The organism is Geodermatophilus sp. TF02-6 (genome assembly GCF_003319115.1).
GTDB lineage: Bacteria > Actinomycetota > Actinomycetes > Mycobacteriales > Geodermatophilaceae > Geodermatophilus.
In genome coordinates this window covers 17,841-33,397 of sequence record NZ_QOHF01000020.1, presented here as the reverse complement: position 1 = coordinate 33,397, position 15,557 = coordinate 17,841, and the positions used below count along the sequence as shown (strand labels likewise).

Genomic DNA, 15,557 nt, shown 5'->3' with positions numbered 1-15,557 from the left:
GCGCGGGAAGGACAGCCTCCGCCGCTCCGGGCAGGGGCGGTCGCCGCACGGTGACGGCCGCGCCGAGGTCGTGGGACCCTCGGGAGGTCGCATCCGAGGAGTGGGGGACTCGTGGACCGACCGAGCTGGGCTCCGTCGGAGGTCGACCTGAGCCGACCGAGTGCGGCGCGGGTGTACGACTTCTACCTCGGCGGTTCGCACAACCTCGAGGTGGACCGTTCCATGGCCCGTGAGGCCATCTCGCTGTGGCCGGACCTGCCCGCGATCATGCAGAGCAACCGGGCCTTCCTGCGGCGCGCGGTGCGTCACCTCGCCGGACAGGGGATCACCCAGTTCCTCGACATCGGGTCCGGCATCCCGACCGTGGGCAACGTCCACGAGGTCGCCCAGCAGGCCAGTCCGGACGCCCGGGTCGTGTACGTCGACAACGACCCGGTGGCGGTGGCCCACAGCCGGGCGATCCTGGCCGGTGACGAGCGCACGGCCGTGGTGCACGGCGACCTGCGGGAGCCCGAGGCCGTCCTCGAGGACTCTCGGGTGCGGGCGACGATCGACCTGGACCGGCCGGTGGCGGTCCTCATGGTGGCGGTGCTGCACTTCGTCCGCGACGAGGACGACCCCGCGCGGGCGGTGGCCACGATCCGCGACCGGCTGGCCCCCGGCAGCCACCTGGCGATCTCGCACGCCAGCGCCGAGGGCCGTCCGGACTCCGCGGAGTCCCACCAGGAGCTCTACCGCCGCACCCCCACCCCGATGACCATGCGCAGCCGTGCGGAGATCGCCCGCTTCTTCGACGGGTTCGACCTCGTCGAGCCGGGCCTGGTGTGGTTGCCCCTGTGGCGCCCGGAGGACCCCTCGTCCGCGGGAGACCGGCCCGAGCGGATGACCGGCTTCGCCGGGGTGGGCCGCCGGCGGTGACCGCATCCGCGCAGGACGAGCGGGACGCCGAGGAGCGGTCGGGGGCGCTCCTCGAGCTGGCGTCGAGATGGGCGGAGGCCGTCGCCGGCACGAGCTACGTGTCGCTCCCCCGGCCCGAGGTGGAGCAGCTGCTGTCGGGGCTGCTGCGCCGACTGGTGGCAGCGGCGCGGCTGCGCGGTGTACAGACCGCTGCGGCCGTGGGCGCCGAGGTGGGAGCCGCCCTGGTCGACGCGCACTTCACCAGCCCTCCCACGCTGTCCCGGACCCTCGCCGTGCTGCTCGACGGCCCGCCGGGTGGAGGGTCCGCGGAGGAGGACGGGGCGGGGGAGGCGGGTGCGCGGCAGCGCTGGCACCGCGTCGTCGCGGCCGTCGCGGCCGGCTTCAGCGCGGCGCTGCAGGAGCGCGCACTGCGCGAGCAGGAGGAGATCCTGCGGGCGGCCGCCGAGGCCCGGGAGCAGGCCGAGCAGGCGCTGCACGTCAGCGAGGAGCGGTTCCGGGCGGTCTTCGAGGGAGCCCCGGTCGGGATCGGGATCGGGGACGTCGACGGGCGCATCCTCGAGGTCAACCCGGCGCTCGAGGCGATGCTGGGCCACCCGGCCGAGGAGTTCCGCCGCCGTGAGGTGCGCGAGTTCATGCACCCGGCCGACCTGGAGCAGGTGTGGCGGCTCTACGGCGAGCTGGTCCGCGGCGAGCGCGACCACTTCCGGCTGGAGAAGCAGTTCCTGCGGTCGACCGGCGAGTCGGTGTGGACCGACCTCACGGTGTCCCTGCTGCGCGACGAGCACGGGCGGCCGCGCTACCAGCTGGCGGTGATCCACGACGTCACCTCGCTGCGCCGGCTGCGGCGCCAGCTCGAGCACGACGCCACCCACGACTCGTTGACCGGCCTGGCCAACCGCAAGGTGTTCCTCGACCACCTGGACGACGTGTTCCGGCGAGCCGCACCCGGAGCCCGCGCGGGCCTGTGCTTCCTCGACCTCGACGGGTTCAAGGCGGTCAACGACACCCTCGGCCACGAGGTCGGTGACCGGCTCCTGGTGGCGGTCGCCCGGCGCCTGGACGCCGTGGTCGCCAGCTCCGGCCACGAGGTCGCCCGTCTCGGTGGGGACGAGTTCGTGGTGCTCGTGTCGGACTGCAGCGGCCCCGACCAGTTGATCGCCCTCGCCGAGGACGTCCTCGCCGCCGTGGCAGAGCCGGTCCCCCTGGGCTCGGTGCAGGTCGCGGTCACCGCGAGCATCGGCATCGTCGAGCGGCCGATCGCCGGCATCGACCCGGCCGAGCTGCTGCGTGCCGCGGACATCACGCTCTACTGGGCCAAGGCCGACGGCAAGAGCCGCTGGGCGCTGTTCGAGGACGAGCGCAACGCCCGCGACCTCACCCGCTACTCCCTGTCCTCGGCCCTGCCCGGGGCCATCTCCCGGGGGGAGTTCGTGCTGCACTACCAGCCGCTGCGCCGCCTCTCGGACGGTGCGCTGCACGGGATCGAGGCGTTGGTCCGCTGGCAGCACCCGAACCTGGGGCTGCTCGGCCCGGAGAGCTTCGTCGGCCTCGCCGAGCAGTCCGGGCTCATCGTGCCGTTGGGGCGGCACGTGCTCCAGGTGGCCTGCCGGCAGGCGTTCGCCTGGTTCGGCGCCTGCCCGGGGGGTCCGTTCGTCAGCGTGAACCTGGCCACCCAGCAGCTGCGGGACGAGGGCCTGGTCGACGACGTCCGGGTGGCGCTGCGCGACAGCGGGCTGCACCCGCGGCAGCTGCAGCTGGAGATCACCGAGAGCGCGGTGATCGGCACCGACCTGCTCACCGGGTCGACCCTCGACGCCCTGTCGGAGATGGGCGTCCGCCTGGCCATCGACGACTTCGGCACCGGCTGGTCGAACCTCACCTACCTGCGTCGGCTGCCCCTGGACGAGCTCAAGCTCGACGGGTCGTTCCTGCGCGGACTGCGCAGCGGCACCGACGTCGACCCCGTCGACTCCCAGCTGGTGGCCTCCGTGGTGTCCCTGGCGCACCTCCTGGAGCTCACCGTCACCGCCGAGGGCATCGAGACCCGGGCGCAGGTCGACCACCTCGTCGCGATCGGCTGCGACGCGGGGCAGGGGACCCACCTGGGCGCTCCCGCCGACCGTGACGAGACCGGCCGTCTCCTGGGCCTGGAGCCTCGACCGGGGGGCTCGCGCCGGGCGCCGCGCCCGACCGCGCCGACGGCGCTGGACGAGGCGCCCACCCGTTCCGGCTGAACCTCCGGCCGTTCCCGTTCACCCGCGGGCCGGGCGGGAGGACGTGCCGTCGCGGCGGCTACTCGGGCGTGTCGTCCCCGACAGGCGGGCCCATCCCCGACGCCGCGTCCGCCTCGGCGTCGATCTCGTCGAGGTCGACGTCCTCGTCGTCGTCCGTCCCGGCGTCGACGTCCTCGTCGACGTCCCGCAGCGCGTCGTCGGGCGCCAGGAAGGCGTCATCGGGGCCGGTCATGGCGTTCTCCTCGGGGTGGGTGGGGATTGCGTGCCCCGGCGCGCTCGGTGCCGCACCGGGGTCAGCCGACTTCGACGTCCCTGAGCCGGACGTGCCGGAAGGCGGCGAGCCGTTCGGCCTCGGCGGTGACCGCCGTCCGCAGCGCCGCCGCCGGCTCGCGCCACAGCCGGACGACGACGCTCAGCGAGCGGCCGGACGCCCGGGGCCGCCAGCTGCCCGCGACCTCGCCGTCGGCGAGCACCGCGCCGGGCCGGCCGAGCACCGGCCACAGCTCCTTGGCCCGCTCCCGCCGCGGCACCAGCAGCTCCCGGTCGCGGGCCTGCAGGAACAGGTCGAAGGGGCCGAGCAGCCGCACGCCCGCCGCGGCGGGCACGTCGCCGAGCCGGTCGGCGTCCTCGGCCAGCAGCCAGCGGCGCTCGCCGTCCACCGCCACCTCGACGGTGTCCTCCGGCCACCGGGCTCGCACCTCCGCGACCGGCGCGTCGAGGTACCCGGCCACCTGCTGGGGCGTCGCCGGGCCGAGCAGCCGCAGGTGGCCGCGGACGACGTCGAGCCGCGGCGGCACCCCCTCGGTCGGCGCCAGCCCCGGGACCGGCCGCAGCACCGGCGGTGAGGTGCCCGGCTCCAGCTCCAGACCGGCGCGCAGGGCCGCCAGCCGGAACGGCATCTCGTACAAGTGCGTGGCGGCGCAGGGCCGGCAGTGGCGCAGGTAGGGCGGCGGCATGAGCTCGGCCAGCCGGCCGGAGACGGCTCCCTTGACCATGGGAGTGGTGACCACCTCGCGCAGAGCCGCGGCGACGGCGTCCAGCGCCTCGAGGTTGCCGATGCCCGCGGCCCTCAGCGGCTTGCTCGCGTCGAAGATGCGCTTGCCCGCGTCGGCGTCGGAGAACGGTGCGGTGGCCGCCGCGACCGCGGGCAGATCGGCCCGGCGGTACAGGTGCGGGGCGCCGCGGACGGTCCAGACGGTGACCAGCTCGCCGCCGTCCAGGGCGGCGACGTCGACGCCGCGCACCGCCAGCGCCCACAGCCCGCCGTCCGGACCGGTGTCCTGCACCCCCAGGTCGAGCACGGCGGTGTCGGCGAGCGGGCCCGCCGCCCGGTCCAGCTGCTGGGCGTGCACCCGCAGGTCGAGCACCTGCCGGCGGGTCAGGGTCCGTGCCACGGGCCGACCGTAGCCGCCCGGGGTGACCGACCGGACCTGCCGTTGTCGCGCCGGGGTGACCGTGGTCTCATCGCCCCGACGGCAGGGCCGCGAGGCGCCGTCACGGGAGGAGGGCCCATGGCCGAGGAGTGCGTCGCCGGGGACGTCGTCGACCGCGCGCCGGCCCGGCGACGGCGGTGCGCCCCTGGGGGCGGCTGAGTGGACGCGCACCTGTCGGAGGCGTTCGTCGCCGCCACCGGGGTCCTGCTCTGTGTCGTCGCCGCCGACGGGCGGATCCTGCTGGCCAACCCGGCGCTGCAGCAGTTCACCGGGCGGTCGGCCGACGAGCTCCTCGGGCGGCTGTTCTGGGAGGTCTGGGTCGTCCCCGAGCACCGGGAGCTGGCCCGGGACGCCGTGCACCGGGCGATGGCCACCGGCCGGGCCTGGCCGCAGGAGGGCGACTGGCTGACCGTCGACGGCGGACGGCGGACGATCTCGATGCACAACGACGTGCTGCGCGACGCCTGCGGCCGACCCTACGCGATCGCCTGCGTGGGCCTCGACGTCACCGACCGCAGGCGGCGCGAGGCCCGGCTGCACGAGCAGGCCGCCACCGACCGGTTGACCGGCATCCCGCACCGCGGGGCGCTGTTCGACGCCCTCCGCCAGCACCTCGACCCGGCCGAGGGCGCCGGCTGCACGATGCTCTTCTGCGACCTGGACGACTTCAAGACGGTCAACGACGTCCACGGGCACGCGGTCGGCGACCGGCTGCTGGCCGCGGTCGCCGCGCGGCTGCGCGACCTGCTCGGGCCGGAGGAGGTGGTCGCCCGCTTCGGCGGCGACGAGTTCGTCGTCCTCTGCCCGGGGCACGCCACCGACCGGGTCGATGCGCTGTGCGGCCAGGTCGCCGACGCGGTGTCCGCACCGTTCGACGGCCCCTGCGGCCCGCTGTCGGTCGGGGTCAGCGTCGGCGTGGCGTTCGGGCACCCCGGGGAGGCCGCCGACGACCTCATCGCCCGCGCCGACCGCGCCATGTACGGCGCCAAGACCCACCACCGCCGGCGCCGGGCGCGCGCCGAGTAGCCGGTCACCGGCGCGGACGGCCGATGCCCGCCGCGTAGAGGACGGCGAGGACGGCGCCGGGCGGGCCGGCCACCCAGACCCACCACGGGTACACGACGTCGCCGGTGGTCACCGACACCAGGCCCCACACCACCAGGTTGACCGCCACGACGCTGGCCCAGACGATCGTCAGCACGCGCATCGTCGTCCCGCCGGCGTCGCGGGAGAACACCCGGCCCGGGGGCGGGGGCGCCGGCGGGGGAGGTGGCGGCTCGGGCAGGTCGCGGGTCACCCGGGCCAGCTCGCCGCGGGTCCGGGCGGCCCAGGCCGACTGCACCCGGGCGTCGAACTCGTGCAGGTCCAGCTGTCCCGCCGCGACGGCGCGGCGCAGCCGCTCCTGGGTGGTCGCCCGCTCGGGGTCGGAGACGCGCAGCTCGTCGGGGTGCACGGGATCGGTCACGGTCCGATCGTGGCACCGCTGGGGACCGGCGGGCGCCACCGACCTGCGCGGCCTCGCCCGGATGACCGAAGCGCAGGTCAGCGCGCTGCACGGGGTCGGTCCGCGGGCCGTGGCCAGGCTGCGGGAGGCGCTGGCCGAGCGGGGGTCGCCCTCCTCCCCCGGCTGACCCGCGGGCGTCGATGAGTGCGCGGCCCGTGCGCAGTCCCGGGAAGGCCGCAGCCGCCACGCTGGTTGCCCGTGGTCATGAGCATCCCGCTGTCCATCCTCGACCTCGCGCCGATCGCCAAGGGGACGACCGCGGCCGACAGCATCGCCGCGAGCGTCGCGCTCGCCCGGCGCGCGGAGGAGACCGGCTACCGACGGGTCTGGTACGCCGAGCACCACAACATGCCGCGCATCGCCTCGTCGGCGACGAGCGTGCTGATCGCGCACGTCGGCGCGCGGACGTCGTCCATCCGGCTCGGCGCCGGGGGCGTCATGCTGCCCAACCACTCGCCGCTGACCATCGCCGAGCAGTTCGGCACCCTCGAGGCGATGTACCCCGGCCGCATCGACCTCGGCCTGGGCCGCGCGCCGGGCTCTGACCAGAACACCATGTACGCGCTGCGCCGCGATCCGCGCTCGGCCGACCGCTTCCCGCAGGACGTGCTCGAGCTGCAGGCCTACCTGGCCGGCGAGAGCCGCGTGCCCGGCGTCGACGCCATCCCCGGCAAGGGCTCGAACGTGCCGCTGTACGTGCTCGGCTCGTCGATGTTCGGGGCGACGCTGGCCGCCGCGCTGGGCCTGCCCTACGCGTTCGCCTCGCACTTCGCCCCGGCGATGCTCGAGCCGGCCGTGGAGGCCTACCGGCGGGAGTTCAAGCCCTCGGCGCAGCTCGATGCCCCGTACGTCATCGCCGGGGTGAACGTGGTCGCGGCCGACACCCGCTCCGCGGCGGAGGAGGCGTTCGCCGCCGTCCGCCGGACCCTCGCCGTCGGCCTGTTCGGCCGCGGCCGGTCGATGTCGGACGACGAGGCGCAGCTGCTGCTCGACGGCGGCGCCGGCCGGCACGTCGACACGATGCTCACCCACACCGCCGTCGGCACCCCGGCCGAGGTGCGCGAGTACCTGGCGGGCTTCGCGGAGCAGGCCGACGCCGACGAGCTGATCGTCGCCCACCAGTTCCCCGGCGTGGAGGGCCGGCTGCGGTCGGTCGAGCTCACCGCCGAGGCGATGCAGACCGTGGCTGTCTGAAGCAAGGACCCCCCTGCCCCCCACGGCCCCGTCCTCGGCCCCTGCAGGTAGCAGGACCTCCCCCCTCTCAACCCTCGCGAGCTCGGGCTGAGCCTCCGGGCGAGGCCAGCGTGCGAGGGGTGGGGAGGAGGGGGTCCTTCTACCGAGCCGGCGAGGGTGAGGGGGACGGGGTCCTTTCACCTGCGAGGGTGGCCGTTCCAGTACGTCACCAGGCTCGCGGCGGGACCCGGGAGGGGTCGCCGAGGGCCCTCTCCTGTCGCGGGAGGGCCCTCGGCGTGCCCGGATCAGACCATCAGTACCAGTTGTTGGCCTGGTGGAAGCTCCAGGCCGCGCAGGGGCTGCCGTACCGGTTCTCGATGTAGATCAGGCCGGCGTCGATCTGCTTGTACGGGTCCGACGTCTTGGCGATGCCGGTGCTGGCCCAGGTCGAGTCGAGGAACTGGGCGATGCCGTATGCGGTGCTGGTCGGGTTCTGCGCGTTCGGGTTCCAGCCGCTCTCGGCCTGCCACAGCTTGTCCAGGCAGGAGAACTGGGTGGCGTCGCCGACCTTGCCCTTCGCGTAGTCCTTGTACGCCTGCACGCCCGTTGCCGCGGGAGCCGGCGCCGGAGCTGGGGCCGGAGCCGGCGCTGGGGCCGGCGCAGGTGCAGGTGCCGGCGCGGGTGCGGGTGCGGCCGCGCCGGGCCGGCCGTGTCCACCCCAGTGCCCGGGCGCGGCCTGTGCGGCCGACTGCCCGGCGAAGGTGAAGGCCAGGGCGAGGGCGCCCACCGTGGTCACCAGGCGCAGGGTGCGGCGGCGTGGCGCAGCGGTGTCGTCGGCGGGGGTGGCGACGACAGGGGCGTGCTGGACGGTGTCGTGCATGGAGGAACTCCTCAGGGTGCGGTCGCCGGGCGCGCGTCACCCACGACGGCGCCGGCTCGTACGGGCTGCGCTGCGACCCGGTTTCGGGCGGCAGCGACCACCAGCCGGACACGGCGCACCCGCCGGACCCGGAGGGCTCGGCTCGGAGCCGTTCGGTGACGGCAGGGTGCGGTGCGGCTGGTCCTGGCGGACGGGCAGGCGGGAGCGCGACGGTCCCAGGCCTGCACGGACGGGGGCTCGAGCCCCGGTCGGGATCTCTCCGTTCTCCCTCGGCCGCCTACCGGGTCAGCTGACGGGTTCGGGCTGGGAGTGCCCTACCCGCTCCCGGGTGTGCTCCGGGAGCGGGACTCACCCCGGTACTACGGGTGGGTCCCCGGCTCGCATGGTGCGGGTGCGACTCGGCGGCATCCGGCGCGAGATCCCCGGGTTGGGGACGTGACGCCCGGCCGGACGCGAACACCGTAGGGCTCGTTACCGGAACGTGACAATCATCCGAACCGAATTCGTGCGGATCCGTGGTTGCGCAGCGCCGGGCACACGGCCGCTCCGGGGACCTCACGACCGACCGGCGCCACCCCGTTGACCACGGGCGACGGCACCGGTCGGCAGCGGAGCACGGGTTCTCGGTGCTCCGCTGGTGATCACGACGACGCCGGGCGTGTCGTGCGGCGTGTCGAGGTCGGCCGCGGTGACGGGTCCCGGCGTCGGCTCCGGGGGGGAACGCCTGGCCGGTGTGTGTGCCCCGGGTGAACACCTACCTCCCGGGCCATCTCGCGGCGGCCGGACGGGTCCGCGGTCGGCACGAACAGCTGGGGCGCCCCGACGTCCCGAGAGGTGATGCCTACCTGCGGCGGCCGAGCAGCCAGCCGACCAGGACGCCGAGCAGGGTCAACCCCGCGCCGCCGGCCGCGCCGAGGGCGAGGGTCCGGACGTCGGACGGCGCCGCCGCCGGGGCCGGCCGGGTGAACACCTGCCCCACGGACGGCGCAGGCGCCTGGGCAGCGGCCGGCGCGGTGACCCCCGCGGTGACCCCCGCGGTGACCCCGGTGTCGCTGACCGCGGCCGCCGACGGGCGGGGCTCGGCGGGCGCGGCCGGAGCGGCGACGGCGGCCGCGCCGGTCAGCTCGGCGTCGATCGCGGAGAAGAACTGCCCGGCCATCCGCTTGGCCACGCCGGTGATCATCCGCTGGCCCACGCCGGCGACCGGGCCGCCGATCACCGCGTCGGCCGAGTAGGTCAGCGTCGTCGTCCCGGCGTCGGCCGGCTCCAGCCCGATGGTGACCGTCGCCCGCGCGTTGCCCGGCGCACCGGCCCCGGAGGCGTGCATGACGTAGGACTTCGGCCGGTTCTGGTCGGTCAGCCGCACCTCGCCGGCGTACGTCCCGCGGATCGCGCCGACCCCGACCGAGACGTCCATCGCGTACTCGTCCGGGCCGACCAGGCGCAGCGACCCGCAGCCGGGGATGGTCCGCGCCAGCACCGCCGGGTCCGTGATCACGCTCCACACGCGATCGGGGTCGGCGTGCAGCACCGCAGAGCCGTCGAGGTTCATGCGTCCACTCCTGTCCTGCGGCGCCACGCCGCGGTCGTCTCCGAGGACCCGTCGCGCACCAGGTCGTACAGCTGGGTGGGGGAGATGGGCATCGCCGCGATCCGCCGCCCGGTGGCGTCCTCGATCGCCGAGGCGATCGCCGCCGTCCCGGGGATGACGCCCGCCTCGCCGGCGCCCTTGATGCCCAGCGGGTTCAGCGGGGACGGCGTCTCCTGGTGGTCGATCACCACGTCGGGGACCTCCGAGGCGTAGGGCATGAGGAAGTCCATGAACGAGGCGTTCTGCAGCTGCCCGTCGGCGTCGTAGGCCATCCGCTCGTACAGCGCGCCGCCGACCCCCTGCGCGACGCCGCCGTGCACCTGGCCCTCGACGATCATCGGGTTCACCACGTTGCCGCAGTCGTGCACCACCGCGTACTTGACGACGTCGATCTCCCAGGTGGCCGGGTCGATCTCCACCACCGCCGCGTGCGCGCCCGAGGCGAACGTCGAGCGGATCGGCGAGTAGTAGTCGCGGTGCTCCAGCCCCGGGGCGTCGCCGGGGGCGACCGGCGGCTTGTCGTCCGAGGCAGACCGCGCGAACTGGGTGGCCTGCTTGGCGGCCTCGTCGAACGCGTAGCGCAGCGGGTTGGACAGGACGGCGACCGTGCGCAGCGGGATGGCGGCCCCGGGGGTGCCGCGGACGGAGACGACGCCCTCGTCGATCTCCAGGTCGCCCGGGTCGGCCTCCAGGACGTCGGCGGCGATCCGCAGCGCCTTCTCCCTCACCCCCCGCGCGGCCAGCGCGACCGCGTTGCCGCTCATCACCGCCGCCCGCGAGGCGAACGTGCCCACGGCGTAGCCGAACCGGCGGGTGTCGCCGGTGGTGACCTCGACGTCCTCGATCGGCACCCCGAGCTCGCTCGCCACGATCTGGGCGAACACCGTCTCGTGGCCCTGGCCCTGGCTGGTCAGCCCGGTCGACACCAACACCTTGCCGCTGCCGAGCACCTGCACGTGCCCGCCCTCGTAGGGGCCGGGGCCGGTGCCCTCGACGTAGAGCGCCATCCCGACGCCGAGCAGCTTCCCGCGGGCCTCGGCGTCCGCCCGCAGCTCCTCGGCCGACTCCCAGCCGACCAGGGCGCGCAGCTTGTCCAGCAGGCCGGGGTAGTCGCCGGAGTCGTAGATCACCGGGCGCCCGTCCTGGAACGTCAGCCGGTGGTCGTAGGGGAACTGCTCGGGCCGGATGAGGTTGCGCTCGCGGACGACGGCCCGGTCCAGGCCGAGCGCGTCGGCGATGCGGTCCATCGTCCGCTCCATCGCGAAGCAGCCCTGCGGCCGCCCGGCGCCCCGGTACGGCGTCACGATGACCGTGTTGGTGTAGACGCTCTCCACGATCACCCGGTACACGGGGATGACGTACGGGCCGACCAGCTGGGTCGCGGTCACGATCGGCACGATGATCCCGTAGGGCGTGTAGGCGCCGTTGTCGTGCCAGACGTGGACGTCGAGCGCGGTGACCCGGCCGTCGTCGTCGTACCCGACGGTGATCTCCTGCCGCTGCTGGCGCTCGTGCGCCGAGGAGATGAAGTGCTCGCGGCGGTCCTCGGCCCACTTCACCTCGCGGCCGAGCGCGATGGCCGCCATCGGCACCAGCAGCTCCTCCGGCCACGGGTGCACGATCTTCACGCCGAAGCCGCCGCCGACGTCCGGCGCGACCACCTCGACCTGGTCCAGGGAGAGCTGCAGCTTCGCCGCGATCGCCGCGCGCACCGACGTCGAGGCCTGGGTGCTGGTGTGCACCCGCAGGCTCCGGTCGCCGGCGTCCCACCGCGCGTGCACGCCCTTGCCCTCCATCGGCATGCAGGCGCTGCGCTCGATGTACTGGGTGAAGGAGAGCGTGTGCGGGGAGGCGGCCAGCGCGGCGTCGGCGTCCCCGGTCTCCTGGTGGTGCCGCGCGGCGACGTTGTCCGGGACGTCGGCGTGGACGGCATGCACTGCCTCGCGGGCGGCGTCCACCCCGACGACGACGGGCAGCTCCTCGTAGGTGACGACGATCCGCTCGGCGGCGTCCTCGGCGACGTACCGGTCGGTGGCGACCACCATCACCACCGGCTCGCCGACGTGGTTGACCTCGCCGTTGGCCAGCGGGTACCCGGTGCGCGGTGCGTGCAGCTGCGGGTGCGGGATGAGCACCGGCAGCGGCTCGGCCAGCGGGCCGGGAAGGTCCTCGTAGGTGTAGACGGCGACCAGGCCCTCGACGTCGAGGGCGGCGTCCACGTCGACGTCGACGACGCGGGCGTGCGCGTGCGGACTGCGCACGAAGGCGGCGGCCAGCGCGTCGGAGCCGATGTCGTCGAGGTAGCGGCCCCGCCCGGTGATCAGCCGGGCGTCCTCGCGCCGGCGCACCGGCTCGCCGAACAGCTTGGTGGTCACCGCCGTCCCCCTTCACCGGGCATGGGAAGCAATACGTGCGTTTCCGGGCCCAGGACGCAGGTATGGCTTCCCATGCCCAGGGCGGTCGCGGGCATCAGGCGCCGTCCCGCATCGCGGCGGCCGCGTCGTGCACGGCCTTCCTGATATTCGCGTAGCCGGTGCACCGGCACAGGTTGCCGCCGACCAGCTCGTCGACCTCCTCCTCGGTGAGCTCGGCCGACGGATCCCGTGCCTCCAGGCCCGCCGTGATGGTCATGAGGAAGCCCGGGGTGCAGAAACCGCACTGCAGCGCGTGGCACTCGCGGAAGGCCTCCTGGACCGGGTGCAGCACCTGGCCGCCCCCGGAGTCCTCGCGGGCCAGCCCCTCGACGGTCTCCACGGCCGCGCCGTCGGCCTGGACGGCGAGCACGAGGCAGGACCGCACCGCGGCGCCGTCCACCACGACGGTGCAGGCGCCGCACACCCCGTGCTCGCAGCCGACGTGGGTGCCGGTCAGCCCGAGGTCGTGGCGCAGCGCGTCCGACAGCAGCCGGCGCACCGGCACGGTGGCCCGGCGGGGGACGCCGTTGACGGTGATCGTGATCGTGCGCTCGGTGTCCACGGGGACGGTCATGCACCTGTCCTCTCGGCTGCTTCGGCGGCTGCCCGCGCCAGGGTGCGTTCGGTCAGGACGCCGACGAGCAGACGGCGGTAGTCCGCGCTGGCGTGCAGGTCGCCGTCCGGGTCGACGAGGGTGCGGGCCAGCGCGCCGGCGGCGGCCCAGTCGGCCTTCTCGACCGGCTGCCCGGCGACGGCGTCGGTGAGGTCGTGCACCGCGGGCACCAGCCCGACGGACACGTAGGCGGCGCGGACCCGCTCGACCCGGCGGTCGGCGTCGAGGGTGACGACGACGCCCGCGCCGCAGACCGCGTAGTCCCCCTTGCGGCGGGCGATCTCGGCGAAGGCGGTCCCCGAACGGTCGGGCAGCGCGGGGAAGGAGGCGGCCGTCACGACGGCCGGCCCGTGGAGGCTGGTCTCCAGCGGGCCGACGAAGAGGTCCTCCCAGCCCACGGTCGCCACGCCGGCGGGCGTCGCGACCTCCACCGAGCCGCCGGTGAGGGCGAGGACGGAGGTCATCTCGCCGGAAGGGTCGGCGTGCGCGATCGAGCCGACCGTCGTCCCCCGGTTCCGGATGGCCGGGTGGGCGACGTTCGCCGTCGCCCGGGCCAGCAGCGGCTGCACCCGGGCGGCGACGACGTCCTCGAGGAGCCGGACGTGCCGGACCAGGGCCCCCACCCGCACGCCGTCCCCGGTGGCCTCGATGCGGTCGAGGCCGGGCACCCGGTTGATGTCGACCAGCGTGGCCGGCGCGGCGAGCCGCATCGAGAGCAGCGGGAGCAGCGACTGGCCGCCGGCGAGGACCTTGGCGCCCTCCTCCGTGGCGAGGACCTCGAGGGCCTCGGCCAGGGAGCGCGGGTCGGCGTAGCGGAACGGTGCGGGCTTCACCGGTCGCCGAGCCCCGGGGTGCCGCCGTCCCGGCGGAGCTTCCGACGCAACGCCACGAGTGCCTCCTTGCCGCACACACCGCCGACTCCCGGGAGCGCCGGGTCGGCCGGTTCGAGGGTGCTGGTCGACGCGCGTCGTCCGCACCGGCGAGGCGTCAGCGTGTCACGGGACGGTCGGAGGCGGAAGTACCTCAGCGCTAAAACTCTCCGCTCCACCGGGTGCTCGTCCGCACCGGGCCCGAACAGCGGGAAGGGGCCCCGCCACCCGGTGGCGGGGCCCCTCCTCCGCGGTGCTGCCGGGCCACCACGCGGTGGTGGCCCGGCCGGTGTCACGTGGTGCGCCGGCCCTCGCCAGGGGTGTCGGAGCCGGTGGCACCCGGGCGCCCGATCTGGTCGACCGACGACGGGTCGGCCGACTCGTACCCGAACTCGCGGGCGCCGTGCTCGCCGAGCGCCGGCCCGGTGCCGCCGTAGTAGCCGGCCTCGTTGCGCAGGGCCTGCCGCATGTCGGCCGGCGCCAGGACGCGGGCGACGTGCCAGCCCACGACCGCGACGATGGTGCCGAGCGCGATGCCCGAGAGCGAGAAGGTGTCGGTGAACACCAGGGCGACGTCCCCGATCGCGATGATGATGCCCGCGGCCAGCGGCACCAGGTTGATCGGGTTGGCGAAGTCGACCCGGTTCTCCTTCCAGATCTTGGCGCCGAGCAGCCCGATCATCCCGTAGAGGACGACGGTGATGCCGCCGAGCACCCCGCCCGGCGTGGCCGCGACCAGGGCGCCGAACTTCGGGCACAGGCCCAGCAGGATCGCCACGAGCGCCGCCACGTAGTACGCCGCCGTCGAGTACACGCGGGTGGCGGCCATGACGCCGATGTTCTCGGCGTAGGTGGTGGTGGGGGAGCCGCCGACCGAGGTGGCCACCATGGTGCCGACGCCGTCGGCGAAGACCGCCCGGCCCAGCATCGGGTCGAGGTCGCGCTTGGTCATCTCGCTGACCGCCTTGACGTGCCCGGCGTTCTCCGCGATCAGGGCGATCACGGCCGGGAGCACCAGCAGCGCGAAGTTGACTGAGAAGGAGGGCGCGGTGAGGTCCGGCAGGCCGATCCACGGGGCGCTCTCGACGCCGCTGAAGTCGGTGCGGAAGTGCGGGACCGCCACACCGTCACTGGTCGGGAGCACCGAGGTGATCTGACCGGCCGTCTGGTCGAGGACCCAGGACAGGAGGTAGCCGAAGACCAGGCCGAGCAGGATCGAGATGCGCGCCCAGAAGCCGCGCAGCACCAGCGAGCAGACGATCACGAACGCCATCGTCAGCAGTGCCACCCACTGGTCCTGGGGCCAGTAGATGGTGGCGACCACCGGGGCCAGGTTGAAGCCGATCAGCATGACCACCGCGCCGGTCACGGCCGGCGGCAGGACGCGGTGCACGACCGTGGCGCCCGCGACGTGGATGATCAGCCCGACGACGGCCAGGACGGCGCCGGAGATGAGGATCGAGCCGACGACGTCGCCCGAGTCCCCGCCCTGCGCCCGGATGGCCGTGACGCCCCCGACGAAGGAGGCGCTGGTCCCCAGGTAGCTCGGGATCTTCCCGTTGACGATGAGCAGGAAGATGATCGTCGCGATCCCGCTCATCATGATCGCCAGGTTGGGGTCGAGCCCCATGACGATCGGGAAGACGAACGTCGCCCCGAACATGGCGACCACGTGCTGGGCGCCGATGCCGATGGTGCGCGGCCACGACAAGCGCTCGTCGGGCGCGACGGCCTCGCCCAACGGCGGGGTCTTGCCGTCCCCGTAGAGCTTCCAACCGAACGCCATGAGTGCCTCCTCGACGTGCACCTCAGACCTGGTCGGCTCGGCGTCAACGCACGTTGCCGAGCCGGAGCGGCGCCAATGTGTCACGCGCCCGGGAGCTGCGGAAGTACCTCAGCGCTAAATCGTCCCGTCGGCAGTCTCTTAC

The 15,557-nt window shown here is 74.6% G+C and carries 13 protein-coding genes and 1 riboswitch; of the genes, 4 read left to right on the top strand and 9 right to left on the bottom strand.

Annotation, left to right across the window (positions count from 1 at the left end; all coding sequences use genetic code 11):
• Positions 1-111 precede the first annotated feature (111 nt).
• Both DQ238_RS17145 and DQ238_RS17140 read left to right on the top strand, forming a co-directional pair.
• A complete protein-coding gene (locus tag DQ238_RS17145) occupies positions 112-918 on the top strand; it encodes an SAM-dependent methyltransferase (RefSeq protein ID WP_113782478.1) in 807 nt (268 codons plus the stop codon).
• Positions 915-3,152 carry a bifunctional diguanylate cyclase/phosphodiesterase gene (locus DQ238_RS17140; protein ID WP_113782477.1) on the top strand — a complete coding sequence of 746 codons (2,238 nt, stop codon included), beginning with the start codon at positions 915-917 and terminating at the stop codon, positions 3,150-3,152. The genes DQ238_RS17145 and DQ238_RS17140 overlap by 4 nt, the downstream gene beginning before the upstream one ends.
• 58 nt (positions 3,153-3,210) lie before the next feature.
• Here DQ238_RS17140 and DQ238_RS22890 read toward each other — a convergent pair whose 3' ends face one another.
• On the bottom strand, positions 3,211-3,384 hold the full coding sequence (locus DQ238_RS22890) for a hypothetical protein (protein ID WP_158550820.1): 174 nt from the start codon (positions 3,382-3,384) through the stop codon (positions 3,211-3,213).
• 61 nt (positions 3,385-3,445) lie between these two features.
• Positions 3,446-4,546: a winged helix DNA-binding domain-containing protein gene (locus DQ238_RS17135; protein WP_113782476.1), complete on the bottom strand. Its 1,101-nt coding sequence runs from the start codon at positions 4,544-4,546 to the stop codon at positions 3,446-3,448.
• Positions 4,547-4,744: 198 nt separating this feature from the next.
• Between DQ238_RS17135 and DQ238_RS17130 the strand changes: the two genes are divergently transcribed.
• Positions 4,745-5,611 (top strand): GGDEF domain-containing protein, encoded by an 867-nt coding sequence (locus DQ238_RS17130; protein WP_113782475.1) that lies wholly within the window; start codon positions 4,745-4,747, stop codon positions 5,609-5,611.
• Positions 5,612-5,615: 4 nt separating this feature from the next.
• On the opposite strand, the gene DQ238_RS17125 is transcribed toward DQ238_RS17130, so the two are convergent.
• Positions 5,616-6,050: a DUF1707 domain-containing protein gene (locus DQ238_RS17125; RefSeq protein WP_158550818.1), complete on the bottom strand. Its 435-nt coding sequence runs from the start codon at positions 6,048-6,050 to the stop codon at positions 5,616-5,618.
• A 243-nt stretch (positions 6,051-6,293) separates the two neighbouring features.
• On the opposite strand from DQ238_RS17125, the gene DQ238_RS17115 reads away from it, so the two are divergent.
• Entirely contained in the window at positions 6,294-7,283 is a 990-nt protein-coding gene (locus tag DQ238_RS17115) for an LLM class flavin-dependent oxidoreductase (protein WP_113782474.1), read from the top strand.
• 292 nt (positions 7,284-7,575) lie between these two features.
• On the opposite strand, the gene DQ238_RS17110 is transcribed toward DQ238_RS17115, so the two are convergent.
• From DQ238_RS17110 to DQ238_RS17085, 6 genes are all read right to left on the bottom strand, one after another.
• The gene (locus DQ238_RS17110) at positions 7,576-8,142 is read right to left on the bottom strand and encodes a transglycosylase SLT domain-containing protein (RefSeq protein ID WP_113782473.1); all 567 of its coding nucleotides are present in this window, start codon (positions 8,140-8,142) and stop codon (positions 7,576-7,578) included.
• A 259-nt stretch (positions 8,143-8,401) separates the two neighbouring features.
• A riboswitch (cyclic di-AMP (ydaO/yuaA leader) is annotated at positions 8,402-8,556 on the bottom strand.
• 427 nt (positions 8,557-8,983) lie between these two features.
• Positions 8,984-9,694, bottom strand: coding sequence for a carbon monoxide dehydrogenase subunit G (locus tag DQ238_RS17105; protein ID WP_113782472.1), 711 nt, complete (start codon positions 9,692-9,694; stop codon positions 8,984-8,986).
• A complete protein-coding gene (gene cutA / locus DQ238_RS17100; protein WP_113782471.1) occupies positions 9,691-12,108 on the bottom strand; it encodes an aerobic carbon-monoxide dehydrogenase large subunit in 2,418 nt (805 codons plus the stop codon). The genes DQ238_RS17105 and cutA overlap by 4 nt, the downstream gene beginning before the upstream one ends.
• Positions 12,109-12,202: 94 nt before the next feature.
• Positions 12,203-12,721, bottom strand: a complete 519-nt coding sequence (locus tag DQ238_RS17095; RefSeq protein ID WP_113782470.1) for a (2Fe-2S)-binding protein — start codon at positions 12,719-12,721, stop codon at positions 12,203-12,205.
• The gene (locus tag DQ238_RS17090; RefSeq protein WP_113782469.1) at positions 12,718-13,593 is read right to left on the bottom strand and encodes a xanthine dehydrogenase family protein subunit M; all 876 of its coding nucleotides are present in this window, start codon (positions 13,591-13,593) and stop codon (positions 12,718-12,720) included. Before DQ238_RS17090 ends, DQ238_RS17095 begins: the two co-directional genes overlap by 4 nt.
• A gap of 328 nt (positions 13,594-13,921) precedes the next feature.
• Positions 13,922-15,415, bottom strand: coding sequence for a uracil-xanthine permease family protein (locus DQ238_RS17085; RefSeq protein WP_113782468.1), 1,494 nt, complete (start codon positions 15,413-15,415; stop codon positions 13,922-13,924).
• Positions 15,416-15,557 lie beyond the last annotated feature (142 nt).